The sequence below is a fragment of the Bradyrhizobium genosp. SA-3 genome, assembly GCF_004212635.1.
Taxonomy (GTDB): Bacteria; Pseudomonadota; Alphaproteobacteria; order Rhizobiales; family Xanthobacteraceae; genus Bradyrhizobium.
The window spans coordinates 1-26,155 of record NZ_PSRT01000118.1; the positions used below are offsets into that span (position 1 = coordinate 1).

General features: G+C 65.8%; 20 protein-coding genes. 13 read left to right on the forward strand and 7 right to left on the reverse strand.

Annotation, left to right across the window (positions count from 1 at the left end):
• Both CWO91_RS31750 and CWO91_RS31755 read left to right on the forward strand, forming a co-directional pair.
• The coding region (locus tag CWO91_RS31750) for a Spy/CpxP family protein refolding chaperone (RefSeq protein WP_130219343.1) at positions 1 to 1,183 on the forward strand (1,183 nt) is incomplete at its 5' end.
• 36 nt (positions 1,184 to 1,219) lie between these two features.
• On the forward strand, positions 1,220 to 1,585 hold the full coding sequence (locus CWO91_RS31755) for a hypothetical protein (RefSeq protein WP_130219345.1): 366 nt from the start codon (positions 1,220 to 1,222) through the stop codon (positions 1,583 to 1,585).
• A gap of 52 nt (positions 1,586 to 1,637) precedes the next feature.
• Here the strand turns inward: CWO91_RS31755 and CWO91_RS31760 are convergent, their stop codons facing one another.
• Positions 1,638 to 3,119: a caspase family protein gene (locus CWO91_RS31760; protein WP_130219347.1), complete on the reverse strand. Its 1,482-nt coding sequence runs from the start codon at positions 3,117 to 3,119 to the stop codon at positions 1,638 to 1,640.
• A gap of 143 nt (positions 3,120 to 3,262) precedes the next feature.
• On the reverse strand, positions 3,263 to 4,183 hold the full coding sequence (locus CWO91_RS31765) for a LysR family transcriptional regulator (RefSeq protein ID WP_130219349.1): 921 nt from the start codon (positions 4,181 to 4,183) through the stop codon (positions 3,263 to 3,265).
• A 97-nt stretch (positions 4,184 to 4,280) separates the two neighbouring features.
• On the opposite strand from CWO91_RS31765, the gene CWO91_RS31770 reads away from it, so the two are divergent.
• On the forward strand, positions 4,281 to 4,724 hold the full coding sequence (locus tag CWO91_RS31770; RefSeq protein WP_130219351.1) for a DoxX family protein: 444 nt from the start codon (positions 4,281 to 4,283) through the stop codon (positions 4,722 to 4,724).
• A 34-nt stretch (positions 4,725 to 4,758) separates the two neighbouring features.
• Here the strand turns inward: CWO91_RS31770 and CWO91_RS31775 are convergent, their stop codons facing one another.
• Positions 4,759 to 5,076, reverse strand: coding sequence for a hypothetical protein (locus CWO91_RS31775; protein WP_130219353.1), 318 nt, complete (start codon positions 5,074 to 5,076; stop codon positions 4,759 to 4,761).
• Here CWO91_RS31775 and CWO91_RS31780 point away from each other — a divergent pair.
• The 3 genes from CWO91_RS31780 to CWO91_RS31790 are packed head-to-tail and all read left to right on the forward strand — an operon-like array spanning position 5,075 to position 8,971.
• Positions 5,075 to 6,106 carry a TRAP transporter substrate-binding protein gene (locus CWO91_RS31780; protein WP_130219355.1) on the forward strand — a complete coding sequence of 344 codons (1,032 nt, stop codon included), beginning with the start codon at positions 5,075 to 5,077 and terminating at the stop codon, positions 6,104 to 6,106. The two genes, CWO91_RS31775 and CWO91_RS31780, sit on opposite strands and share 2 nt — an antisense overlap.
• 20 nt (positions 6,107 to 6,126) lie before the next feature.
• Entirely contained in the window at positions 6,127 to 7,980 is a 1,854-nt protein-coding gene (locus CWO91_RS31785; RefSeq protein ID WP_165405856.1) for a TRAP transporter large permease, read from the forward strand.
• A 13-nt stretch (positions 7,981 to 7,993) separates the two neighbouring features.
• The gene (locus CWO91_RS31790; protein WP_130219357.1) at positions 7,994 to 8,971 is read left to right on the forward strand and encodes a hydroxyacid dehydrogenase; all 978 of its coding nucleotides are present in this window, start codon (positions 7,994 to 7,996) and stop codon (positions 8,969 to 8,971) included.
• A 6-nt stretch (positions 8,972 to 8,977) separates the two neighbouring features.
• On the opposite strand, the gene CWO91_RS31795 is transcribed toward CWO91_RS31790, so the two are convergent.
• Positions 8,978 to 10,144 (reverse strand): ABC transporter substrate-binding protein, encoded by a 1,167-nt coding sequence (locus CWO91_RS31795; RefSeq protein WP_130219359.1) that lies wholly within the window; start codon positions 10,142 to 10,144, stop codon positions 8,978 to 8,980.
• A gap of 330 nt (positions 10,145 to 10,474) precedes the next feature.
• Between CWO91_RS31795 and CWO91_RS31800 the strand changes: the two genes are divergently transcribed.
• The 3 genes from CWO91_RS31800 to CWO91_RS31810 all read left to right on the forward strand — a co-directional run bounded on the left by CWO91_RS31800 (position 10,475) and on the right by CWO91_RS31810 (position 17,106).
• Positions 10,475 to 12,865, forward strand: coding sequence for a bifunctional diguanylate cyclase/phosphodiesterase (locus CWO91_RS31800; RefSeq protein ID WP_130219361.1), 2,391 nt, complete (start codon positions 10,475 to 10,477; stop codon positions 12,863 to 12,865).
• A gap of 197 nt (positions 12,866 to 13,062) precedes the next feature.
• Positions 13,063 to 14,361, forward strand: a complete 1,299-nt coding sequence (locus CWO91_RS31805) for an MFS transporter (protein ID WP_130219363.1) — start codon at positions 13,063 to 13,065, stop codon at positions 14,359 to 14,361.
• 159 nt (positions 14,362 to 14,520) lie between these two features.
• Positions 14,521 to 17,106, forward strand: a complete 2,586-nt coding sequence (locus tag CWO91_RS31810; RefSeq protein ID WP_130219365.1) for an EAL domain-containing protein — start codon at positions 14,521 to 14,523, stop codon at positions 17,104 to 17,106.
• 30 nt (positions 17,107 to 17,136) lie between these two features.
• Here CWO91_RS31810 and CWO91_RS31815 read toward each other — a convergent pair whose 3' ends face one another.
• Positions 17,137 to 17,940, reverse strand: a complete 804-nt coding sequence (locus CWO91_RS31815) for an isocitrate lyase/PEP mutase family protein (protein WP_130219367.1) — start codon at positions 17,938 to 17,940, stop codon at positions 17,137 to 17,139.
• 45 nt (positions 17,941 to 17,985) lie between these two features.
• Positions 17,986 to 18,882 carry an alpha/beta fold hydrolase gene (locus CWO91_RS31820; protein WP_130219369.1) on the reverse strand — a complete coding sequence of 299 codons (897 nt, stop codon included), beginning with the start codon at positions 18,880 to 18,882 and terminating at the stop codon, positions 17,986 to 17,988.
• A 56-nt stretch (positions 18,883 to 18,938) separates the two neighbouring features.
• On the opposite strand from CWO91_RS31820, the gene CWO91_RS31825 reads away from it, so the two are divergent.
• Together CWO91_RS31825 and CWO91_RS31830 are read left to right on the forward strand one after the other, a co-directional pair.
• Positions 18,939 to 19,493 carry a MarR family winged helix-turn-helix transcriptional regulator gene (locus tag CWO91_RS31825; protein ID WP_245471448.1) on the forward strand — a complete coding sequence of 185 codons (555 nt, stop codon included), beginning with the start codon at positions 18,939 to 18,941 and terminating at the stop codon, positions 19,491 to 19,493.
• 240 nt (positions 19,494 to 19,733) lie between these two features.
• A complete protein-coding gene (locus tag CWO91_RS31830; RefSeq protein WP_130219381.1) occupies positions 19,734 to 20,567 on the forward strand; it encodes a Crp/Fnr family transcriptional regulator in 834 nt (277 codons plus the stop codon).
• An 81-nt stretch (positions 20,568 to 20,648) separates the two neighbouring features.
• Here CWO91_RS31830 and CWO91_RS31835 read toward each other — a convergent pair whose 3' ends face one another.
• Complete coding sequence (locus CWO91_RS31835) at positions 20,649 to 21,260, reverse strand: TetR/AcrR family transcriptional regulator (protein WP_130219371.1); 612 nt, start codon at positions 21,258 to 21,260, stop codon at positions 20,649 to 20,651.
• Positions 21,261 to 21,389: 129 nt separating this feature from the next.
• Between CWO91_RS31835 and CWO91_RS31840 the strand changes: the two genes are divergently transcribed.
• Entirely contained in the window at positions 21,390 to 22,622 is a 1,233-nt protein-coding gene (locus tag CWO91_RS31840) for a cytochrome P450 (protein ID WP_165405855.1), read from the forward strand.
• Between the two features lie 140 nt (positions 22,623 to 22,762).
• Positions 22,763 to 26,155: AsmA family protein (locus CWO91_RS31845; protein WP_130219375.1), on the forward strand; the 3,393-nt coding region annotated here is incomplete at its 3' end.

Here is a 26,155-nt window from a genome sequence, read left to right on the forward strand (position 1 = left end):
CGCTGGGGGTCACCACGGCGGCGGCCATTTCCGCGGCCACGGCGGCGGGCACGCGCACGGCGGCGGGCATCATCGCGGGACGCGGTTCACCACCGGCGCCCGGCATGGCGGCCCGAATTTCGGTCAGATCCGCAATGCGGCGATACGGCCGGCGAACTTCCGCAATGCCGTGAACTCCAGCGCATTCCGGAGCGGCCGGCTGATCAGCAATCCGGCGGCGCGTGCGCAGCTCGCCGCCGCAGCCGCACTCGCCGGCTGGAGCGGCGCAAGCAGCGGATGGTGGCAACATGCGGGTGGCGGCTATGGCTGGGTCGGACCGCTGTTCTGGCCGTTCGCCTACAACGATCTCTACGACTACACGATCTGGGGCGACGGCTTGGGCTTCTGGGGCTACGGCTATCCCGACATCTATGCCGGCATTTTCGGTCCCTACGGTTATGATCGGTTGTCCGCCTATCTGCCGCAGCAGCCGCAGGGACGACGGCGGGCGCGCAGCGTGCCGCTCGATCAGCTCTGCGGTAGCGACCGCCGCGCAATCGTCGGTCTGCCGATCGATCAGATAGCAGGCGCGGTGCAGCCGAGCGATGCGCAAGGCGCCGAACTTGATGCGCTCGGCAATGCCTCGATTGACGCTTCAGCGCTGATCCGCACATCCTGTCCGACGCAGGCCGCAGCGACGGCGCCCGGCCGGCTCGCGGCGATGCAGCAGCGTGTCGAGGCCCTGCAGAAGGCAGTCGATCTGGTCCAGCCTGCGCTCGACACGTTCTATGGTTCGCTGACTGACGAGCAGAAGGCACGCTTCAATGCGCTGGCTGACGACCAGCGGCGCGCGACCGCATCGAACAATGCGAGCGGATCGTCGGTGCAGAGTTGCAGCGCGTCCGCCGCGTTCGATTGGCCCGGCGCCACGATCGAGGAGAGGATTCATCCGAACGACACCCAGCGTGCGGCGCTCCAGGTGCTCCAGGATACCGGCGCCAAGGTCAGTGCATCGCTCAAGGCGGCCTGCGAGCCCAATGACGTGATGACACCGCCGGCACGCATGGCCGCAATCCGCAAGCGCCTCGACGTGATGCTGGACGGGATCAAGTCGGTGCGCGCGGCGCTCGATGATTTCTACGCTACGCTGAATGACGAGCAGAAGGCGCAGTTCGAGGCGATCGGTCCGCGCCGCATGTCGTGAAAGGGCCGCAAACAATCGAAGACCATGGGTGGGGCAATGAAGTGGTTCGCAAGGCCGGCACCGGCTGACATCTGGGACGAGCCGATCCAGGGACCGATCGGCGACATCGAAGCAGCCGACCGCATTCGCAATATCTGCCAGGCTGCGAAGGCGATCGCCGAAGCCGCCGGAGATTCAGCGCAGACCAGCACGCGCGGCCGCTATGAACGCGCGGCCCGCGTCGCGATGGAAATCGCGATGAAGATCTCCGACGATCTGATGCGCGACGACGCTGTCCGCCGCATTGTCGATCTCTGCATGAAAGCCGACGATATCAAGACTGCGCAGATACTCTCGCGCGCGATCCAGGCTGGATGGATCCGCGAGGCCGTCCAGCAGGATTATCCGGTGCTGTCGCAGTAGATCCGGCTCGCGCCATTGGCGCGAGCCGGATCTCTGTTTGTGCCGGGCCGGCTTAGTATCTGCGGTCGTCGCCGCGATAATGATCTCCGCCGCGGCCGCCCATTCCCATGCCGATCCCGATTCCGATGCCGATGCCCTGCATCACGGCGCCGGGCGGCGGACCGGGGGGCGGCGCGCGCTCGTAGACCACTTCCTCGGGCGGAGGAGCAGGCCGGCGCTTTGGCGGCGTCTCGACCACCTTGCGCTTCGGCGGCGTGTCATCGACGCGCTTCTTGATCACAGGCGCGACGCTCGGATTGACCGGCGTTGCCGGTGCCGATGGCGTCGAGCATGGGCAGGTTGGCGCCATCGCGACGGCGACCGGGGCTGGGGACGCTGCGGCGGCAACGGGCAGGCCATAGTTGCGGTTCTGGACGCGGAGCAGCAGCCTGCGCGCGGTCGCGGCGAGGTCGCTGTTGTCCCAGTTCACAAGATAAGCCTCGAACGAGGCGCGGGTGTTGATCGAGACCGCGCGCTCCCAGGCCAGCATCTGCCGCCGCCGCTCCAGCACGGTGCGCAGGCGCGGCGTGCGGGCGTCCTGTGCGTAGAGCTCGATATAGGCCTGATAGGCCGGCACCGTGTCCTCGGTGATCACGAGCTCATAGGCGACCTTGGCAGGCTTGCCCTGCAAATCCTTGCGCCAATCCTCGACGCTGCGCGTGGCACTGGCAAGCGCCATCGAATCTGCGCCTGGAAGGGAAGACGGCCGGCCACCGCTCTCGCCGAAGAACTTGAAGTCGGTGGTGAGCGACGAGCTTTCCCAGGGGATCTGCCGCCCGTCGGTCGATTGCGCCACCGCGACGCGGATGCGCTTGAACACCTCCTCGATCGGCAGATTGGGCTGCTTGGCGATGGTCAGCGCGGCCGTGGTGTAGGGGCTGTCGATGCCGTTGCCGTCCTCGGCTTCGGCGCCGGGCGATGTCGAATAGGAGATGAAGGAGCCGGGCGCGCCGGCCTTGGTGTCGACGATCGCAAGCCCATGGCCGGCGCCGCTGAGCGCGGGGAACGGATTGTTGCGGCAGGCATCGAGCATGAAGATGCGCGCCCGCGTCGGCAGCGCGCCGAGCGTGTTGAGCAGGTCGTTCAGCCGCACGCCCTGGAGCGGAATGTCGGCCTCGCGCTTGGGATCGAGATCGACCGGCACGAGATAGTTCTCGCCGTCGATCTGCAGGCCATGGCCGGCATAGAACACCAAAGCGACGGTGTCGGCGCCGCTGGCGCCGACCTTGCCGGCGAAATCCGAGATCGCCGTGCGCATCTCGTTCTGCGCCAGATTGGCCGCCGTGGTGACGGTGAAGCCGGCATTGCCGAGCAGTTCCGTCATGCCCTTGGCGTCGTTGGCGGCGTTGGGCAGTTCCGGCACCGTGCGATAGGCGGATTGGCCGATCACCAGCGCGAGCCGCGCTTCGGCGGCGGCGTCGGTCGGCGTCATCACCTGTGTGAGCGCAAGAAAACCGGATGCAAGCAGCAAATTGGAAAAGACTGGACGGCGCATGGTGTCACCTCCATCGGCAATGCGCACGATGATGGCATCTTTTCTAGGATGCCGCCATGACGCCGTCTGTGCGCTGGCTCACGTTGGGCGTGCGTCAAATCGGGCAGTGGTCTGCCGGAGCAGGCGCGTCCGGCCGTGCGCCGTCATGGCAGTCCGCGATCCCAGGGCGTCACAGGCGCAAAGCGCGCGGCGAGAAAGTCGATGAAGGCGCGCACCTTGGCCGGCGGGCGGCGGTCGGGCAGGTAGACCGCATGCACTGCGGAAGTCTGGATCTCCGGCTGGTCGAGTGCGAGTGCGACGAGCGCGCCGCTGCGAAGATCGTCGGCGATGATGAAGGTGGGTTGTCGCGCGAGGCCAAGGCCGGCCAGCGTCGCCGCGCGCAGCACATCGCCATTGTTGGCACGCAAGGTGCCGCTGACCTGGACGCGGATCTCGCCCTCGACGCCGAACAGCCATTCCGCCGCGCTCGCCTGCTGCGAGAGCGTGTAGCCGAGGCAATTATGCCCGGCGAGGTCGGCGACGGTGCGCGGCGTGCCGTGCTTGGCAAGATAGGAAGGTGCGGCACAGACCACGAGGCGGTTCGGCGCGAGCTTTCGGGCCACCATGCTGGAGTCGCGCAAGCTGCCGATACGGATCGCGAGGTCCCAACCTTCCTCGGCGAGGTCGACGAGGCGATCGTTGAGACCGAGCTCGACGGTGACCTCGGTATGGGCTGCCGAAAACTCCGCGATCAGCGGCGCAATCTGCCTTGTGCCGAACACGACGGGGACGTTGACGCGCAGCAGCCCGCGCGGCTCGACGCGTTCGCGTGCGATCGCGGCATCGGCGGCCTCCATGTCGGCGAGAATCCGCTCCGAAGATTCAAGATAGCTCCGTCCGGCCTCGGTGATGGAGAGCCGCCGCGTGGTGCGGTGGAACAGTTTTGTGCCGAGCCGCGCCTCCAGCGAGGCGACATGCTTGGTCACCATGGTCTGCGACAGGCCCATGGCCCGGGCCGCGCCGGAGAGGCTGCCGACTGCGGCGACCTTGGCGAAGACCTCCAGACTGGTCAGGCGGTCGAGCAAAACTTATTTCACTCTGTTGGTGTGAGGTATATTTCGAAAATAGCAGATTATCATCGATATCAGAATAGATCATGTTGCGCCGCAAAGGAGACCTGCCATGATCGATTCCCGTACCGCCCCTTACGCCGCGCTGGTGCTGCGCGTGACCTTGGGCGCGCTGTTCCTCGCCCATGCCAGCCTGAAGTTCTTTGTGTTCACCCCGGCTGGCACCGCAAAGTTCTTCGGCAGCCTCGGCTTCCCGCCCGAGCTCGCCTATCTCATCATGACCGTGGAAGTCCTCAGCGGCGTCGCCCTGATCCTCGGCGTCTGGACCCGCTATGCGGCGCTGGCCGGAATCCCGATCCTGCTCGGCGCGATCTTCTCGGTGCACGGCGCGGCCGGCTTCTTCTTCACCAATCCGAAGGGCGGCTGGGAATTCCCCGCCTTCTGGGCGATCGCGCTCGCGGCGCAGGCCCTGCTCGGTGACGGCGCCTACGCGCTGCGTCCCTCGCGTGACGTCGAAGCGGTGAGCGGACAGCTGAGCGGCGCGCATTCGCGCTGATATCGGCCATCGTTGAAACGCGGGAGCTGCGGGATCACGATCCCGCAGCTTTCATCATTCCGCTTCGTTTCAATCCGATCAATCTGCGTTCGGCATTGATCCATACCTGAATTGGATCGATCCCTCTCAATCCTGCATGGCAGGACTTGTCGCTGCCATGCGGCATGCGCGAAAACACCGATAAATAAAGGCGTTCCGTCGCGGTTTCTGCAGAGCGCCTGTCGCTCGCGCCATCGCGACGCTGCCGGCCGCATCCCTTGCCTGTGTCGTCGCTTTGGCCATACAGTCGAGCCAACACGCCGCGACAACGATCGCGGCTGCAAGAAGAATAATTGGGGAGAGACCGCACCATGACCATCGTGCCCGTGAACCGTCGAGCGTTCATCAAGTCATCGGCGGCGGTAACCGCCGGCCTCGTGCTCTCTCCCGCGATCATCGGCCGTGCTGAAGCCGCGACGATGAAGCTGAAATGCTCCTCCTCGCTGCCGAACGATCCCAAATACGCCAATGGCCGCGTCTACTACGACAACCTGGTCAAGAATTTGAAGGGCAACGGGCTGGGCGAGCAGGTCGAGGTCGCGTTCTTTCCCGACAACCAGCTCGGCCAGGAAATCGACGTCATCAACTCGGTGAAGCTCGGCGTCATCGACCTCATGGTGTCGGGCTCGTCGATCTCGGCCAATCTGGTGCCGCTGGTCGGTACCTTCGATCTCGGCTTCCTGTTCTCGAGCTTCCCCCAGCAGACCAAGGCGTTCGATTCCGGCGCCGCCAAGCCGATCGAGGACGCTCTGCTCAAGGGCGGCAACATCCGCATCATCGCCTGGGCCTATAATTTCGGCTCGCGCAGCTTGCTGGCGAAGAAGCCGGTGAAGACGCCGGAAGATCTCGCCGGCCTGAAAATCCGCACCCTGCCCAATCCCGTCATCACCGAATGCCTGCGCCTGATGGGCGCGGCAGCGACGCCGCTGGCCTTCGGCGAGATCTACACGGCGTTGCAGGCTGGCGTGCTTGATGGCCTGGAGCACGATCCGCCGACGATCCTGGCCAGCAAGTTCTTCGAGACGGCAAAATTCTACGCACTGACGCAGCACAATTTCTCGCCGCTTGCGATCTACTTCAGCGACATGACCTACAACCGCATGGATCCGAAGCTGCGCGAGGGGTTCCTCGATGCCGCGAAGAAGGCCGCGGTCGACACCCGTGCCCATGGGCTCGCGGTCGAGAAGGAGGCGCTGGCGGCCTTGACCGAGAAGGGCGTGACGGTGGCCGAATGCGACCGCGAAGCCTTCAAGAAGCGCGTCGCGCCGCAGTACGAGAACTTCATCAAGGCGCGGCCGGATTCCAAGCCGGTCATCGACATGATCCGCGCGACGCAAGCCTGATGGCCAAGTCCGAAATGGCGATGACAGCCGCCGTGCCGCTCTCGGGCGGCCGCCATGGCAGCATGGCGCTTCTGCTTCGCGTCAGCGACGCGATCGCGGCCGTCCTGCTCGCCGCCGATCTCGTGGTCGTCTGCGCCTCCGTGCTGCTGCGCTTCTTCTTCAATGCGCCGGTCGAATGGTCCGATGACGTCGCGCGCGGCTTGATGGTCGGCTCGGCGTTCTTTGGCGCGGCGAGCGCGCTCGCACGCGGCGAGAATGTCGGTGTGTCCTTCTTCCGCGATCTCCTGCCGGTGCGGCTGCGCTCGCTGGTCGATGCCGCCAGCGCGCTGCTGATTGTGCTGATCTCCGGCTACGTCGCCTATCACGCCATCAAGCTGGGCTCGCTGACGGCGGGGCAGACCACCGGCTCCGGCCTGCCGCTGGAGCTGACCTTCTACCCGATGGGCATCGGCGCGCTGTTCATGACGGTGTTCGCGATCGACCATCTCTGTGCGCGACCGCTTCCTGATATCGTCAGGGGCCTCATTGCGATCATCGTGGTGACCGGGCTTTATCTCGCCTGGGATTATCTGTCGCCGTCCTCGGTGCCGTCGGCGGGCACCTTGATGCTGATCGGCTTCTTCGCCACCCTGTTCGGCGGCTTGCCGATCGGCTTTGCGTTGGCGCTCGCCGCGCTGATCTTCATCTGGGTCGAGGGCGCGCTGCCCGGCGTCATCTTCGCCCAGCAGATGGCGCGCGGTATCGACAATTTCGTCCTGCTCGCGATCCCCTTCTTCATCCTGGTCGGCTATCTCATGGAAGCCAACGGCATGTCGGTGCGCCTGATCGAGCTGTTGCAGCGCGCTGTGGGGCGAATGCGCGGCGGCCTCAACGTCGTGATGGTGGCGTCGATGGTGCTGTTCTCCGGCATATCAGGGTCGAAGATGGCCGATGTCGCCGCGGTCGGCTCCGTGCTGATTCCGGCGGCGCGCCGCTCCAGGCAGAATCCCGGCGGCGCGGTGGCGTTGCTTGCGGCCTCCGCGGTGATGGCGGAAACCATTCCGCCCTGCATCAACCTGATCATCCTTGGCTTCGTCGCGAACCTGTCGATCGGCGGCCTGTTCATGGCGGGGCTGCTGCCGGCAGCGCTGATGGCGCTGGTGCTGATTGCGGTGTCCGTCGTCTTCGGCAAGCCGCCGGCGGAAGCCGAGGATGTCGCGCCGCAGGCGCCCGTGTCGGGCCTGTGGAGCGGCGCGATCGCCTCGTTCGGCCTGATCTTCATGATCTTCTTCGGCTTCAAGAGCGGCTTCGCCACGGCCACCGAAATCTCCGCCTTTGCCGTGGCCTATGCACTGGTCGTCGGCAGCGTCGTGTTCCGCGAGCTCAGCTTCAAGACGGCCGCGCACAGCTTTGTCCAGGCCGCATCGCGCGCGGGTCTCGTGCTGTTCATCGTCGCCGCCGCGCAATCGCTTGCGTTCACGCTGACCCTGCAGCAGGTGCCACACGCGGTCGGCGATTTCATGCTGGGACTGTCGAAGACCTCTGGCGTCTGGTTGTTCATCCTGCTCGCCATCGTCGTGCTGATCGTGATGGGTTCGGTGCTGGAGGGTGCGGCCGCGCTGATCATCTTCGGGCCGCTGCTGTTGCCGGTGGCGGTGCAGCTCGGCGTCGATGCCCTGCATTTCGGCGTCGTGCTGGTCATTGCGATGGGCATCGGCCTGTTCGCGCCGCCGCTCGGGCTCGGGCTCTACGGCGCCTGCCTGATCGGCAACGTGCCGATCGAGCAGACGGTGAAGCCGATCGTGGGCTATCTTGGCCTCCTGTTCCTCTGCCTGCTCGTCATCGCCTTCGTGCCATGGCTCTCGACGGCGCTGCCGCACGCGTTCGGCTATTGAAGGAGTCTTGCCTTTGAAAGTCCTGCTGGCCCACACGCCGGAGATGCGGCGGAACTATTACGGCGATCGCAGCCTGAACGGCCTGCGCGCGGCCGCCGAGGTGATCCTGCACGAGGGCGACGAGCCGCTGGACGCAGCCGGCCTCGTGCGTGCGGCCAAGGATGCCGACATCATCGTCGCCGACCGCATGACCGAGGGTAACGGCGAGATTTTTGCGCAGCTGCCGCGCCTCAGCGCCTTCGTCCGCTGCGCCGTCGACATCCGCAACGTCGATGTCGATGCGGCATCAAAGGCGGGTGTGCTCGTCACCCGCGCCGGTCCCGGCTTCGTGCAGGCGGTGGCCGAGCTCGCGCTCGGCTTCATGGTCGATCTCTCTCGCGGCGTCTCGCTGGCCACAGCCGACTATCAGGCCGGCCGCAAGCCGGAGGCGCGGATGGGCCGCCAGCTCGCGGGCAGCCGGATCGGTATCATCGGCTATGGCAGCATCGGGCGCTACCTCGCCGAGGTGGCAAAGGTGCTGCGCATGGAGGTGCTGGTCGCCGATCCCTACGCGACCGTCAGCGCCGGCGCGATCCGGCAGGTCTCTCTTGACGAGCTCCTCGCCGCATCGGACTACGTCGTCTGCCTCGCCATCGCCAACGAACAGACCGAGAACCTGATCGGGGAAGCGGCGCTGGCGCGGATGCAGAAACATGCCGTCTTCATCAATCTCTCGCGCGGCAATCTCGTCGACGAGGCGGCGCTCGCACGGGCATTGCTCGAGCATCGCATCGCCGGTGCGGCCATGGATGTCGGCCGTGCGCCCGACCAGATGCCGACACCGGAGCTCGCAAAGCTGCCGAACGTGATCGCCACGCCGCATGTCGGCGGCTTGACCCCGCAGGCAATCGAATATCAGTCGCTGGAAACGGTGCGTCAGGTCGAGGCGATCGTCAAAGGTGAGGTCCCGCAAGGCGCCGTCAACGCCGACCGCTGGACGCGGCGGCCTTGATCCGCGCTAAAGCCGATCCACGGCCTTGAACGACCCATCCTTCTGAATCACCGTCAAATACACCTTCGGCGGCGCGTCGATCATTCGCGTGCCGACGGTGACGATGCTGCCGCTGATCTCGAAGCGGCCGACGTCGTTGACGGCGCGCAAGAGGCTCGCGCGCGTCGGGTTCGGTCCGGCCGCTTCCAGCGCGGCGGCCGCGAGGCGGCCGGAGAGATAGCCTTCGAGCGACACGAAATCGGGCGTCAGCGCCGGGTCGAATGCTGTCTGTGCCGCCTGGTAGTCGGCGACGAGCCGCAAGGAGCGATCCCAGGGAGACGGCACGACCTGCGAGACGATGACGCCTTCGCCCTCGGGGCCGAGCTCCTTCGCGAGCGCATTGGCGCCGACGAAGGAGATGTTGACGAAGGTCGGACGAGCGCCGCTGCGGTGCGCGAGCTTGATGAACTCGGCACAGGGACCATAAGTCCCGACCATGACGATGGCTTCGGGGTCCGCGCGCTTGATCATCCGCCAGGCCGAGGCGACCGCGCGGGTATTGCGCTCGAAGGTGCCTTCGGCGGCGAGCTCGAGACCGCGTCTGGCGAGCGCGCGCTTCACGCCGGTCAGACCGTCGCGGCCGAAGGAATCGTCCTGGTAGAAGATGCCGATGCGGGTGAAGTGCCGGTCCTCGGTGAGGTGCTTGATCCAGGCTTCGGCTTCCGCGCCGTAGCTCGCGCGGATGTTGACGACGTTCGCAAGTTCGAGATCGCGCAGGAATTCGGCGCCGGTGAACGGGCCGATGAAGGGCACGTTCCTGGCGCTGGTGATGGGAATCGTCGCCATCGCAGTCGGCGTGCCCACCGCGCCGATCAGCGCGAACACCTTGTCGTCCTCGATCAGCCGCAGCGTCTGCGCCACCGAGCGGTCGGGGTCGTAGCCGTCGTCGCGGCTGATCAGCTGCAGCTTGCGGCCGTGCACGCCGCCTTTGGCGTTGATCTCGGTGAACGCCGCGACGATGCCTTGCCGCATGCGCTGTCCGAGCGCGGAAGAGGGGCCCTCGAGCGCGGCGGCCTGGCCGAACAGGATCGCATCCGCGCTGACGCCGGCCTCGTCGGCTTTGGCCGCGAGGATGGTCGCGGCCAGAAGCGCGATGGTCAGGACGGCGCATCGCGCCGATCGAAATCGATACATCAGGGAGGTCTTGCCGGATGAGCGGAGAAGCTCCGCGAAGCATATCCCGGCAGCCTGAATAGCTCGCTAATTGGGCGATGCACCGACGGACCGTAGTACTCCGGGTAAAACCGGCAAGTTACTTCCACAATGCCGCGCCAATGGCGCACTTCATTAACTAAGCCACGCAATGCACAACGGCTCGGTTCCGAAATTGTGCAGTTCTTAACCGCGTCCTTGTTCCGATAGTGGTTCCGGCACCTCAACCAGAGGTTCGGTACGTCGCGAAGAGGGGACGGGGGCGGTTTCAGGATGGGCGACCGCGATCAGAACGATCAGGATCGTAAACGCATGACCGGACGGTGGCGTGCCGCGGCGCTGCTCGGGCTGTATCGTCCTGCGCTCGTCGCGGTCGGCGTCGGTCTCTTGTTCTCGCTGGTCGGCGCGGCCGCCGTGGCGCGATGGGAGGACCGCGTCGACAAGATCGAGTTCGAGAACTCGGCCGAAACCGAAGCGATCGTCATGCAGAACGGCATGAACGAGTACATCTCCAGGCTCGTCGCGCTGCGCACGCTGTTCGAATCGACCAACGAGGAAATCACCCGCAACGAGTTCGAGACTTTCAGCGCACGGCTGTTCGAGCGCCATCCCGGCATGCTGCGCATCGCCTGGCTGCCGCGCGTGAACCGCAAGGAGCGCGCCGACTACGAGGCTGCGGCGATCACCGATGGCGTGTCCGGCTATCGCATCAAGGCGCTCCAGGGCAAAGGCTTTGTGACCGCACCGCAGAGCGACGAGTATTTTCCGGTGTTCTACTCGACCCAGCCGAAGACGTCTTCGGTCTACGGCATGGATTATTCGACGGTGCCGGAGCGCCGCGCAGTCCTGGAACGCGCGCGCGACAACGATCGGTTGGCTGCCATTCGCACCCGCCTCTACGAGCCGAAGGAGGGCGGCCGGCTGCCCGACGTCCTCGTCGCCATTCCCGTCTACGCCAAGGGAACCTCGCGCGAGACCGTCGCTGACCGCCGCCGCAATCTCGCCGGCTTCGTCGTCGGCATCTTCGACCTGCCGCTGCTGATCCAGTCCATTCGCGTGACGACCGGAGCAAGCCCCGCCGTCAGTGTGAACGTCTATCCGCCCTTCGCGGGGCAGATCGTCAGCCTGGAGCAAACGCAGCCGGATTATTCGTCGGCCGCCAAGGCGCCACAGTCGATGCGCGACGTCGCACGCTCCCTGCACTGGTCGGGCACTCTCAAGATCGGGGATACCGATTGGCAGGTGCGCGCCATGCCGACAGCGGGCGGTTCACTGGAGACGTCCTACGATCGCGCCGCCGCAGTCCTCATCGTCGGCATGCTGCTGACGCTGTCGCTGTCGACCTATCTCATGCTCGCAAGCCGCAATTCACGCCGGCTGTCGCTGGCGAACCGGCGGGTGCTCGAGCTCGCCCAGACCGACATCCTGACCGGCCTGCCGAACCGCGCCTTCTTCCTCGCCCGGCTCGACGAGCTCAATGGCCGGTTGAAGGACGATGGCCCGACCTTCTCCATCCTGATGCTCGACCTCGACCGCTTCAAGAACGTCAACGACTCCCTCGGTCACGGCGCCGGCGATGCGCTGCTGCGCCAGGTGGCGCAGCGGCTGAAATCCGCGGTGCGGGCGAGCGACGTGCTGGCGCGGCTAGGCGGCGACGAATTCGCCATCATCCAGGAGCGGTGTCAGGATCAGCGCGCCTGCTCGACCGAATTGGCGGGACGGATCGCCAAGCTGGTGGCCGAACCCTTCCTGCTGCCCGGGCATCGCGTCGAGATCGGTACCAGCATCGGCATCGCGATCGCGCCCGATCACGGCAGCGATCAGGAACAATTGTTGAAGAAAGCGGATCTCGCGCTCTACCGCTCGAAATCGGCGGGCCGCAACTGCTTCACGATTTACGACGAGGCGATGTCGGCCGAGCTCGAGGCGCGCAACACGCTGGAAGGCGACTTGCGCGACGCCATCGCGCAGTGTCAGCTGGAGGTGCACTATCAGCCGTTTGTCGATGCCCTCAGCGGCGCGCGGCGCGGCTTCGAGGCGCTGGTGCGCTGGCGGCATCCGACGCGCGGACTGATCCCGCCGGACCAGTTCATTGCGCTCGCCGAGGAGACCGGACTGATCGTGCCGCTCGGCGAATTCGTGCTGCGCCGAGCCTGCGCTGACGCCGCCAACTGGCCGTCCGATCTGATGGTTGCCGTGAACCTGTCGCCGATCCAGTTCAAGGAGGCGGAGCTGTTCGAGATGATCTCGGCGGCGCTCGCAGATTCCGGCCTGCCGCCGCAGCGGCTGGAGATCGAGATCACGGAATCCGTGCTGCTGGAGCGCGGCACCGAGAACCACGCCTTCATGGAGCGGCTGAAGGGCATCGGCATCGAGCTCGCGCTCGACGATTTCGGCACCGGCTATTCCTCGCTCAGCTATCTGACTGCGTTCCCGTTCGACAAGATCAAGATCGACAAGTCGTTCATTCGCAACCTCACGCACCAGCCGCGCAGCTCCGCCATCATCTCCTCGATCGTGACGCTGGCGCGCGGGCTGGACATGTCGGTCACCGCCGAGGGCGTCGAGACCCGCGAGGAGTTCGAGCGGCTGAAGGCGCTCGGCGTCAATTTTGCGCAAGGCTATCTGTTCGGCCGTCCGCAGCCGATCGAGCGGATCCTGTTCGATGCACCGGTCAAACCATCACGGCGCGACGCCGCCTGAGCGTGCGCCTCGTCCTTCGAGACGACCGCTCCGCGGTCTCCTGAGGAGCCCGCTTAAAGCGGGCGTCTCGAAGGATGGACGCAGGGCCGCTCTCATATGTGATGGTGCTGCCGCTCAGCGGGCATGCATGAAAAGCGCTTGACCCGGATTTCCCGAGATGGTCCCAAGGACCGTCCAGGGATGAAATAAAAAACAACATGCGGCTTCCATTCTTCTACGGCTGGGTCGTGGTCGCCGTGACCTTCGTCACCATGGCCATTGGCGTCAACGCGCGCACCGCCTTTTCATTGTTCTTTCCGCCCATCATCTCCGAGTTCGGCTGGGAGCGCGGCATCACCGCGGGCGCCTTCTCCTTCGGCTTCGTGGCGTCGGGCGTGGTCAGCCCGCTGATCGGCCGCCTGATGGACCGCGCCGGCCCGCGCGCCGTGATGGAGCTCGGTGTGGTGCTGATGGGTGGAGGCCTGCTGCTTGCACCGCTCACCAGCTCGCCCTGGCATCTCTATGTCACCATCGGCGTCATGGTCGGTGCCGGCTCGGTGTGCCTCGGCTATTCCGGCCAGTCGCTGTTCCTGCCGAACTGGTTCATCCGCAAACGCGGCTTCGCCATCGGCATCGCCTTCGCCGGCGTCGGCATCGGCTCGGTGACGCTGCTGCCATGGGTGCAGCACATGATCGAGCAGACCGGCTGGCGCACCGCCTGCACCGCGATGGGGCTGCTGGTCCTGATCGTGCTGGCGCCGATCAATCTGCTGCTGCGCAAGCGCCCCGAGGACATCGGCCTTCAGCCGGACGGCGATGCTGCTCCGGCCGCAGGAGCGGCAAAGCCCGTCTCCAATGTCGTCGATCCCGTCTGGGCCCACACCGAATGGACGCTGAAGCGCGCCGTCGCAACTGCACGATTCTGGTGGATCGCGCTCGGCTATTTCTGCGGCCTGTACATCTGGTACGCAGTGCAGGTGCACCAGACCAAATTCCTGCTCGATATCGGCTTCAGCCCCAGCGTTGCGGTGTGGGCGCTCGGCATCGTCAGCCTGCTCGGCATTCCCGGCCAGATTCTGCTGGGCCATGTCTCCGACCGGATCGGGCGGGAATGGGTATGGGCGATTAGCTGCGCGGGTTTTGCAATCTGCTTCGCGGCGCTGATGGCGCTGAAGTTCCAGCCGTCATTGTGGCTGGTCTACATCATGGTGTTCACGCAAGGCGCGCTCGGCTACGGCCTCACCTCGATCATGGGCGCGGTGGTGTTCGAGATCTTCCAGGGCAGGCATCAGGGCAGCATTTTCGGCACGATCATGCTGGCGGCATTGGCCGGCGGCGCCGCCGGTCCCTGGGTCACCGGCTTGCTCTACGATCGCGCCGGCGATTACACGCTCGCCTTCGGCATCGCGATGATCGTGAGCGGATTGTCGGCGCTCTCGATCTGGCAGGCCGCGCCGCGCAAGGTGCGGGCCGTGGCCGGCCGGCTGCACGAGCTTCAGAGCGAAACAGGTGCGTGACAGGTTCCCCATGCACCGCATTGCCGTCGTCTCTTTGGCGGAACGTTAAGCACGTCGCGTCTTGGTGGGACGTGACCGGATGCAAAAAAGATATTGCACACTATCGGAGCGTTAGCGTCGGTTGATTGCCGCTCCTTCCGATACCCTCCGGTTCCAACGATGTCTGCCTCCGATTGCCTAGTGACCGAAATGCCGGACGTACTATTGGCTGCGCTCGAACGCGCCGACGATGCCATCATCATCGTCGACAGCGCGCGTCGCATCACGCATTTCAACGCCGGTGCGGAGCGGATCTGGAAGCTTGCGCGCGCTGAGGTGCTCGGCCGCGACGCCGAGCTCCTCACTCTCAAATGCCTGCGCGCCGACCCGATCGCGGAGTTCCGCGACGAGATCAGCCTCACGCGGCACGACGGCAGCCGGATCAGGACCGCCATCTCGCTTTCGTCCGTTGCAAACGGCGGCGTGACTCATCACGTCGTGTTCGCGCGCGACGTCACCGCTGAAGCGGAGCGCCGCGCGCGCATCGCGCTGCTCGACACCGTCTCGGACCAGACCAACCGCGCCGTGCTCATCACCGACACCGAGCTCGACATCCGCTACACCAATGCGGCGTTCACGTCGCTGTTCGGCTATTCAGCCGCGGAAGCTGAGGGGCGGCGCGCAACCGACCTGCTGGCCGGCCGTCACACCAACCGCAAGGCCCTGACGAGGATCGGACGGCGTCTCATCAGGGGCGGTCCGGGCGGTGAAGCCGAGGTCCTGATCTACACCAAGGACGGCGAGGAGATCTGGGTCGGCGCCCGGATCGATGCCTTCCGCGACAGGAAGGGCCGGGTCAAGCACATCTTCGCGCTGCTCGAGGACATCACCGAGACCAAGCAGCTGCGCTCGCTCCAGCAGCTCATCATGGGCGCGCTTGCCGACGAGGTGCCGATCGGCGAGATCGCCGACCGGCTCTGCCGCCGCGTCGAGGAGATTGCGCCCGACGTCGTCTGTTCACTGCTTCACGTCGATGCCGCCGGCCTGATCCATCCGCTTGGGGGCCCAAGCCTGCCCGAGGATTATTCCCGCGCGCTGGACGGCGTGGCCATCGGTCCCGACGTCGGCTCCTGCGGCACCGCCGCCTTCTATGGCGAACCGGTGCTGGCGACCGATCTCGACACCGATCCGCGCTGGCAGCCCTACAAGGCGACGCCGCTCGCGATCGGCCTGCGGGCCTGCTGGTCGACGCCGGTCAAGGCCAAGGACGGCCGCGTCATCGCGACCTTCGCCTTCTACTATCGGGAGCCGCGCGCGCCGAGCAACTGGCACCGGCGCATCGTCGAGGCCTGCGTCAATCTCGGCGCCTTCGCGATCGAACGCAAGGAGGCGCGCGCCGAGATCGCGCGGCTCGCCTATCACGACATCCTCACCGGGCTGCCGAACCGCGCGCAGCTGCGGCACTTGATCACTACCGCGATCGACGCCTGCCCGACCGGCAGCCACGTCGCGCTCGCCTTCCTCGACGTCGATCACTTCAAGGATGTCAACGACACGTTGGGTCATGCTGCCGGCGACGAGCTGCTGGTCCAGCTCGCGCAGCGGCTGCGCGAGCAGATCGGGCCCGAAGACATGCTGGGACGGCTCGGCGGCGACGAATTCGTCATCCTGCTGCCGAAACGCAATGCCGAGAGCGCCGAGCGCGTCGCGGCCGGCATCACCGAAGCGCTCGCCGCGCCCTTAAGGCTTGGATCGAAGCTGGTGCCGATGTCGGCCAGCATCGGCATCAGCCTCTATCCCGATCTTGCCACCGACATCGATACCCTGATGCAGCAGGCCGATGCTGCCATGTACATGGCCAAGCAGGCCGGGCGCTCGACCCATCGCCTGTTCAGCGCCGAGATGAACCTGCTTGCCGAGCAGCGGCTGGCGCTGATCGCAGCGCTGCGCCGCGCCATCGCCGAGGGCGCGCTGAGCCTCAGCTACCAGCCGCAGATCCGCAGCTCCGACGGCGCCATCCACGGCGTCGAGGCGCTGGCGCGCTGGCACGATGCCGTGCTCGGCGACGTCTCCCCCGCGAAGTTCATCCTGCTCGCCGAGGAGTGCGGCCTGATCGAGCAGATCGGCCTGTGGTCGTTGCGCGAGGCCTGCCGGCAGCTGGCGAGCTGGCGCGGCGCCGGGCTCAACATACCCTGCGTCTCGGTGAACCTGTCGCCGATCAATTTCCGCAACGTCACGCTGGCCGCGCGGCTCAGGGACATCCTCGCCGAATACGAGCTGCCGGCGGACGCCTTGATGCTCGAGATCACCGAAGGCGCGTTCATGCAGGACGGCGCCGCCGCGCTCGAAACCATGAACGCGATCCGCGAGCTCGGCGTCGGGCTCGCGCTCGACGATTTCGGCACCGGCTATTCCAGCCTCAGCCGCCTCGCGCATCTGCCGATCCGCGAGCTCAAGATCGACCGCAGTTTCATGCGTGACATCGAGAAGGACGCTGGCGCGCTCGCCATCGCCACCGCCGTGGTGCGCGTAGGCCAAGGCCTCGGCATGACCGTCGTCGCAGAAGGCGTCGAGACCGAGGGCCAGCACAGGACGCTGGCCGAGCTCGGCTGCGACGTCGTCCAGGGCTTCCTCTACGCCCCCGCGCTTCCCCCCGCCGCCTTCGAGCGCTGGGTTGTCGAGCACTGCGCCGGGCAGGCGAGGGCGATGCTGGGTCGATTCGACATCGCGTCGGCGGACCGCGGCGCGGCGAAGCGGTCGGCGTAGGGCGCTGCTTTGGGCCGGTAATGTCCGGGCTCAGGCATTCGGTTGCAGGAACGTGCCGTATTGCCTGCTGGCGGCGACCGAGGCCGCGGCCTGTCCAATGATGCGCATCGCCGCCATCATGGGCCAGGGCCCGAGGCTCACCCGCCGAACGCCGACGCGAGCAAGATCCCGGATTCCGGGAACACCTTGCGTCACCATGATGTTGACCGGCAAGGGCGTGAGTTGGACGAGCTTCTCGATGTATGCGAGGTCGGTGAGACCGGGCACGAAAATCCCGTCAGCGCCGGCCTCGGCATAGACCTTCGCGCGCCTGGCCGCTTCATTCAGGCATTCATCCGGCGATCCAAATTTCAGCAGGAACGGGTCGGTTCTCGCGTTGATGAAGAGATGAACTCCCAATTCTTGCGCAGTATCCCGCACCGCCCTGATCTTCGCGGCATGCCGTTCGGGACTGACGAGTTGCCGCTTTCCGCCCGATAGCCCGTCTTCGATGTTGATGCCGACGGCGCCGGCTTTCAACACCTCACTCACCGACTTCGCGGCGGCCTCCGGGGTGTCGCCATATCCTGACTCGAGATCGATCGAGACCGGAACCGACACGGACGCGGTGATCCGCGATACCAGACCTGTGACCATGTCGAGCGGGACATTTTCTCCGTCCGCATACCCGAGCGCGGACGCGACCGCCCCGCTGCTGGTCGCTATCGCCGGAGAGGTCTTTGCAATCGCCTTGGCGGTGGCGGCATCCCAGGCGTTGAACAGGACGAGCGGATCCCCCTTCTTGTGAAGCCCGCGAAACGTCTCGGCGTATTGCTGCTGTGTCTTGGCGTCCATCGTGCTCACTCCAATGAAAAGATGTCGTGGTCGCGCAGTGTGCATTCAGTCCGGTGCGTGCGTCCTGAACCAGTCCATGATCAGGCCGGTGACTTCGACCTCCCGCTCGAGGTGCGGGAAGTGGCCGACATCGGGCAGCACAATCCGCTGGTGCGGCCCCTTGAAGAGCGGCTCCTCCTTCAGCGAGTACCTCGCTGTCGGATCGTTGCTGCCATAGATCGTCAGCGTCGGCGTATGCATCTCGTTGATCGGCAGCCGGCCGGCATGTCCTGCATCGGTCAGGCCCCCGTAGTATTTGAGCGCCGCCGCCATGGTGCCGGGAGAGCTGAGCGTCTGCTTGATCGAACGGAGATGCTCGACATCGTTGAATGTCGGTGACCACAGCTTCCAGAGGTAATCGACGAAGGGGAGTCCCTCGATGTTCACCGCCGACTCGGCGCCGGGCATCTGGAAAAAATAGACATGAAAGACGGATCGGACGAGGTCCGGATCCCTCCTGATGCTTGAAAATGTGATCGGATGTGCGGTGTTCATGACCACGGCGGCTTTGATCGCCGACGGCGCCGTGGCCAGTGCCTGAAAGGTCGAAGTGCCGCCCCAATCCATGCCGACGACCCGTGCTTGTCCGTCGTCGCTCAGCGCCGCGATGAGCGCTTCGAGATCCTGGCCGAGCGCGATGGGATCGAACACCCCGTCGGCGGGGATCTCGGTCGGCGCATAGCCCCGCAAGAAGGGCGAGACGGCCCGATAGCCCGCATCCGCGAAGACTTGCAATTGCTTCCGATAGGACCAGGCGTTGTCGGGAAAGCCATGCATGAACATGACGAGCGGTCCGCTCCCCTGTTCGAGATAGGCGAACCGCAGGCCATTGGCGTGCACGTGTTTCAGGACGGGTTCACTGCCGGTGTTCGGCTTTGCAGCTGCGGTGGCTCGGGCATTCATCGCCATTCTCCATGTCATCGTCTGCGCTTGACCAAATATGTGCGTAGCGCACATGTTTGGTCAAGTTGTTTTTTGTGCGCAGCGCACATATTGTTCTGTTCATGGAAACCGGAATCGCGAATTTACTGGGGGCGCTTTCGCTCGCCGTCATGGATCGTATCGAGCAGGGCGCGCGCGAGGTCATAGGCCGCGGCGGTGAGACGCCCGCGGCACTCGTCGTCATCGGCTATGGCCAGGGCATGACCAACGACAAGCTCCGGCGGATCCTCGGCCTGTCGCATTCCGGAACCGTCCGTCTGGTCGACCGTCTTGTTTCGGATCGGCTTGTCGAACGCCGGCCGGGAAGGGACGGCCGCGAGATCGCCTTGTACCTGACGGCCACGGGCGCGGCGGCCCGGAATGACCTGATGGCATCCCGGATTTCGGCCGTTGCGTCGCTCCTGGATGTGTTGTCGCCGGCCGAAACCAAACGGCTGGGAACGCTGATCCATGACCTGCTGGCAAGGCAGGACACCTCCGAGCTGGACCGCTTCACGATCTGCCGCAGATGCGACGACAGGGTGTGCACCAATTGCCCGTTGCCGACGAACAAGAGCAAACGCGACCGCTAGCGCAAGGCGGCGTACGCGGCGGCCGCGAGCTGAAAGCCCGGTTCGCGGGCACCTCGCTGGTGGCGAAGATCGTAAATAGTATGATGTATGCAAGATGCTATTTCGCGACGAGGAATGCAGTCAGCTCTCCGCAATTATCCGCGCTTGATCTCGCCTGATGGCTCTGTTTGGATGAGTTTGGTCGGGGCAATCGCATTTCGGATAATCATGGTGGATGAAATCAACGGATACCGTCGGTCATTGGATGCTCGTTCGCGGGAAAGCATCGCGACCGTCCACCGCACTGGCATCGGGAATCGGCTGCTGGCGGCGTTGCCGTCCGCGGATCTCGGCCTGCTGACGCCCTACTTCCAGAAGGTCTCGTTCGAAGCCGATGCCGTCCTGGTGCGGTCGGGCGATGAACTCGACCCGGTTTATTTTCCCCATAGCGGCGCAATCGCCTTCATGCTCGATATGCCGGACGGGCAGTCGGTCGCAACCACCTTGATGGGACGAGAAGGCGCTTTGGCCTCGTTTTCCGTGCTTGGCCCGGCGCTTTCATCCGTGACCGCGATTGCTCGCATGGCCGGCACGGCGTCGCTAATCTCCGCCGCCAAATTCAGGGCTGCCTATGCACAAAGCGCGGCCATCAGGAATGTCGTGCAGGTCCACGCCCGCGCGCTGTTATTGCAGCTCCAGCACGTCGCCGCTTGCAACGCGCTGCACCGGGTGGATGGCCGCTTGGCACGGTGGCTCCTGCAACTTCACGACCGCGTTCCCGACGACCCTCTTCCGGTGACGCAGGAGGCGCTCGCGCAATTGCTCGGGGTGCGGCGCACGACCGTGACTCTGACGATGAACAAGCTACGCGAGGCCGGCGCCGTCCCATCCGACCGGCGCGGGCTCATCAAAATCGATCGCGCTCGGCTCGAGAAGGTCGCATGCGATTGTTATGCGCTCATGCAGCACAACATCGATCGAATGTATTGCCAGGAATTGTCGGTGCCGCAGCATCCGCCATTCCGGCAAAGCGCCTTCGTCGCCTCCGACGGAGCGAGTGGTGAATCCAGAGCCGTTTCGCGGGCGGGAAAATAGAGAGCAGAGCCTGGAATCACGCTTGCCAGAGCTCGACGGCACGCAAGCGATGAAAATGGCACTACAACTCTCAAGCCGCTTTCAGCTCGACGCCAACCCCGTCCTCCGCCGCAGATCCGTGATCGCGCGCAAAAAGCTGTCGGCCGGCGTGGTCTCGGGATCGATCAGCCGGTGCAGGCGAAAGCCGTCTTCGAGCGCGAGCACGACGGAGGCCATCCAGGGCGGGTTCAGACTGTCATTGCGGCCGTTGCTCTTCAACGTCGCCTCGACGATGTCGGCGATCAGCTTGCGCCGCGCGCGCAGGCGCTTGGCAAGTTCCGGGCGGCGCTTCTCGGCGCGCGCGACGAACAGGATCATCTCCATGTGCAGCAGCGGCGAGCGGCCGAGCGGATCCTGCTTGCTGCGGTCCATCGTCTTCAGCGCCGCGATGAAATCGTCGAGATTGTCGTGCTGCGCGAGGATGTCGAGGTTGCGGCGGATCGACTGCTCGACATGGTCCTCGAGCATGGCGATGATCAATTCGTCCTTGCTCTTGAAGTTGGAATAGAACGCGCCGCGGGTGAAGCCCGCCGCGGCCGCGATCGCCTCGATGCTGGCGCCGCCGATGCCGTCTTCCTCGAACACGCGCGCGGCCGCCTCGAACAGTCTGTCGCGCGTATCGTCCCTGGTCGGCCTGGTTCTTACCCTTGACATCCCGGCAGCTTAGGGCAGAATGCAACTCGATACAACAATGTATCGAGTTGATAATTCCAAGGGATGGTTACGCCGGGCTTTGGGGCAGCCTTGCGTATTCGTGTCATGCGGCAACCGATTGAGGTCACCATGAACGAGCAAGTGCAAGGCGCGAACGGCGATCCGTTGTTCAACCCGCTGTCGCCGGACTTCATCCGCGATCCCTATCCGCATTACGACCGGCTGCGCACGATGGATCCGATCCATGTGACGCCGTTCGGCCAGTTCGTCACCAGCCGCCACGCCGATGTCAGCCTCGTGCTGCGCGACAGGCGTTTCGGCAAGGATTTCATCGAGCGCTCCAAGCGCCGCTATAGCGAAAAGATCATGGACGAGCCGGTGTTCCGCAGCATGAGCCACTGGATGCTGCAGGCCGATCCGCCCGATCACACCCGCCTGCGCGGCCTGGTCGTGAAGGCCTTCACCGCCCGCCGCGTCGAGGACATGCGCCCGCGCATCCAGGCGATCGTCGACCAGACGATAGATTCGGTGATCGATCGCGGCCACATGGACCTGATCGAGGATTTCGCCTTCCGCCTGCCCGTCACCATCATCTGCGACATGCTCGGCATCCCCGAGGAGCACCGCGAGACCTTCTACAAGAGCTCGCGCGACGGCGGGCGTCTGCTCGACCCGGTGCCGCTCTCGCCGGAGGAGATCAGCCAAGGCAACGCCGGCAACCTGATGGCCCAGATGTACTTCCAGCAGCTGTTCGAGCTGCGCCGCCATAGTCCCGGCGACGATCTCATCACCCAGCTCGTGCAGGCCGAGGAGGACGGCAACAAGCTCACCAACGAGGAGCTGACCGCCAACATCATCCTCTTGTTCGGCGCCGGCCACGAGACCACCGTCAATCTGATCGGCAACGGCCTCTTGGCACTCCATCGCAATCCGGACCAGCTCGCGCTGCTCAAGGCGCGGCCGGAGCTGATGGTGGGCGCGATCGAGGAATTCCTGCGCTACGATTCCTCGGTGCAGATGACCGGGCGCGTCGCGCTGGAGGACATCGACGATCTCGGCGGGGTGAAGATCCCTCAGGGCGAGACCGTGCTCTGCCTGCTCGGTTCGGCCAACCGCGATCCGGCGGTCTATCCTGACCGGCCCGACCGGCTGGACGTCACCCGCCAGAATGTGAAGCCGCTGTCGTTCGGCGGCGGCATCCATTTCTGCCTGGGGGCCCAATTGGCGCGCATCGAGGCCGAGATCGCCATCGCCACGCTGCTCCGCCGGCTGCCGGATTTGCGCATCGACGACGTCGTAAATCCGCAGTGGCGACCGACCTTCGTGCTGCGCGGCCTGACGCGGCTGCCGGCGAGCTGGTGAGACGGGGGCGTTAACCTCCGCGCGCAACAGTCGCTGTGACTTCGCCACACTTCCCCCTATATAAGGGGCTGTTCCGGCCCGCCTGAAGCCTTCCCAGGGCAAGGTCTGGTCCGGGCGCCGTTTTGGCCGAGGGGAGACCCGTGCAGACGACGCTGCTCGGATTGGCGATTGCCTTCATCATTGCGCTTTTGGCCGCGCTGATCGGGCCTTACTTCATCGACTGGAACCAGTTCAGGCCCCAGTTCGAGGCGGAGGCCAGCCGAATCATCGGCGTTCCGGTGCGGGTGGCGGGCGCGCTCGACGCGCGGTTGCTGCCGGCGCCGACGCTGCGGCTGCGTTCGGTCACCTTCGGCGGCAACAACGATCTCGGCCGGCTGCGCGCCGACAAGCTCGACGTCGAGTTCAGCCTGGGCCCCCTCATGCGCGGTGAATGGCGTGCCACCGAGCTTTCGGTCGGCGGCATGGCGGTCGATCTCGGCTTGGACGCGCGCGGGCGGGTCGATTTGCCGTCCACTGCGAGCGGCGCCTTCAATCTCGCTTCGCTCGCCATCGAGCGACTCAATCTCACCGGCCGCATCGCCCTGCACGATGCCGCCAGCCGCTCGACGCTGGAGCTGAGCGACATCGCCTTCTCCGGTGACGTGCGCTCGCTCGCGGGCTCGGTGCGCGGCGACGGCCGTTTCACCGCCAATGGGGTGCGCTACCCGTTCCGCATCTCCTCCAGCCCGACCGCCGACGGCAACGCCACCCGCCTCCATCTCAACATCGATCCGGGCGAGCGCGCGATCCTCGCCGATCTCGAAGGCGTGCTCGCCTTCGACAACCGCTTGCCGAAATTCGAAGGTGCACTGACGCTCGCCGTGCCCGCGACAAAGAAAGCAGGCGAGGCGGGACCGACGCCCTGGAAGCTCACGACGAAACTCAAGGCCGATCCGGCCGGCGCCAAATTCGATCAGATCGACGCCAGCTACGGCACGGAGGACGCCGCGCTGAAGCTCGGCGGTGTCGGCGACCTCAAATTCGGCGCCTCGCCGCTGCTGCGCGCGGTGCTCTCAGCGCGGCAGGTCGATGCCGACAAGCTGACGGCCAAGGATGCTGCCAAGGACGATGCCGATCCGCAGCGCGTCCTGCCGGCGCTGCGCGCAGGGCTGGCCGCGATCCCGCAGGCGCCGATCCCGGCGCAGATCGAATTCAACTCCGACCAGATCATGCTCGGCGGCCGTCCGCTCCAGAACATCGGCGCCGAGCTTCAGACCGACGGACGATCCTGGACCTTCCAGCGGCTCGAGCTGCGCGCGCCCGGCATGACGCAGCTCTCGCTCAATGGTGCTGCTCCCGGCGCCGACAGCTTCAGCGGCCGGCTCAGCGTCGAATCGTCCGACCCTGACACGCTGGTGGCCTGGCTTCAGGGCCGCAGCGAGGTCAACCGTCGCAGCACGCGACCGCTACGCCTTGCGGGCGACGTGACGATTGCCGCCAACCATCTCGCCATCGACAGGCTGAAGGCCGAGATCGAGGGCGGCGCGGTCGAAGGCCGTATCGCCTTTGTCCAGACCGGCGCCAGCAAGGGCTCCCGCATCGACGCCGAGCTCAAGGCCGACCGTCTCGACCTCGACGCCGCCGCAAGCTTTGTGCGCGCGCTTGCCGGGTCGCAGGGCGAATGGCCGGGGGAGGCAAAGCTCTCGCTCGATATCGGCCGCGCCATCTCCGCCGGACAGGAGCTGCGGCCGTTCATGGCAAAACTCGGCTATGGCCCGGCGTCGCTGTCGCTGGAGCAGTTGCGGTTCGGCCAAGCCAGTGGCGTGACCACGGAGGCGAGCGGTAGTTTTGATCGCAAGAATGCCACCGGAAAGCTCGCCCTGAAGTCGTCGGCGAATTCGCTGCGCGAGCTGACCGCGCTGATCGAGCCGTTTGCGCCCGCGGTGCGCACGCGCTTCGATGCCATCCCGGCATTGCCCGGCGCGACGCGCCTGAAGCTCGAGCTCAGCCTCGACAAGAACGCCGAGCATGCCGATCGCAGCAACGCCCGCGTTGTGTTCGATCTCGACGCGCCGCAGCTCAAGGCGACCGCGACGCTGGCCGCGCAGACGCCAGTGGCCGCCGTCAGCGCCATCGACATCGACCGCCTGCGCAACAGCGACTTCACACTCGATTCGAAAGTATCGACGCCGCAGGCTGGCGCGCTGTTGGCGCTGCTCGGTCTCGATCGCATCGTGGCCGCAGGTGAGGGCGCTTCGCAGTTCGAAGGCAAGCTGACCGGCACTTGGCAGAAGCCGCTGCAATTGAGCGCAAAGCTCAGCGGCGGCGGGCTGGACGCGGATGCGCAAGGTAATTTTGACTGGTCTGCATCCAAGGGCAGTGCGAACCTGCGCGTCCGCAACGCCAATCTGGCGCCGCTGTTCGGAACCAGCTCCGCCGGCAAATCAGCACAGAGCGTCAGCCTGTCCGCGCGCGTTGGCCTGTCCGGCAATCGGCTGATCTTCGACGATCTCGACAGCACCGTTTCGGGCTCGCATCTGCGCGGTCGTCTTGCGGTGACGCTGGATCAGGAAAGGAGTGTCGATGGCGAGGTGGGCCTCGATTCGCTCGATCTTGCGCCGACGCTCGCGATGGCGATCGGCGCGGCCGGACATGATGCCGGCGAGCCGCTGAATGCGGGGCTCATCGGTGGCTGGCGCGGCCGCATCGCCTTCCAGGCATTGCGCGGAACGCTGCCCGGCGGCATCGAGCTGCGCCCCTTCGCGGGCACGATCCGCGGCGACGGCCAGTCGCTCGCGCTCGATGCGCTCAAGGGTGGCATCGGCGGCGGCGAGATGTCGGCAGGTCTCGATGCGCGCAATGGCGCCAATGGCCTGGCCCTGCACGCGCGCATCGAACTCAGCAATGTCGATGCGGCGACGCTGCGCTACCGCGATCTCGCGCTGCCCAAGGGACGCGCCTCGGTGCAGATGGCGCTGACGAGCCAAGGCCGCAGCGTCGCGGCCCTCACCGGTGCGCTCGCCGGCAACGGCACGGTGACGCTCGACTCCGCCGAGATTGCCGGCCTCAATCCGCGCGCGTTCGAGATCGCCATCCGCGCCAGCGACGGCGGCCAGGTGAGCGACGACAACAGGTTGCGGCAGCTGATCGAGCCGGCGCTGTCGGCAGGCCCGATCGCGGTCGCCTCGGCGCAGATCCCGTTCACGATCCGCGATGGGCGCCTGCGCGTCGGCGCGACGCCGCTGGAAGCGAAGAACGCCCGCGCCATCGTCTCCGGCGGCTATGACATTCCCGCCGACCAGGCCGACATCCGCGCCAGTCTGACGCCGATCATGACCGGGCTCTCCGGCGCCCCGCCGGAGATCCAGCTGTTCGCGGCAGGCCCGCTAGACAAGCTGAACCGCACCGTCGATCTCGCGCCGCTGTCCTCGTGGCTCGCGGTGCGCACGATCGATCGCGAGACGCGCCGGCTCGATGCGATCGAGCGCGGCGAGCCGCCGCCCGCCACCGCCGCGCTGCCGACGCTGGTCTCTCCCGATGCCGCGCCGGAGCAG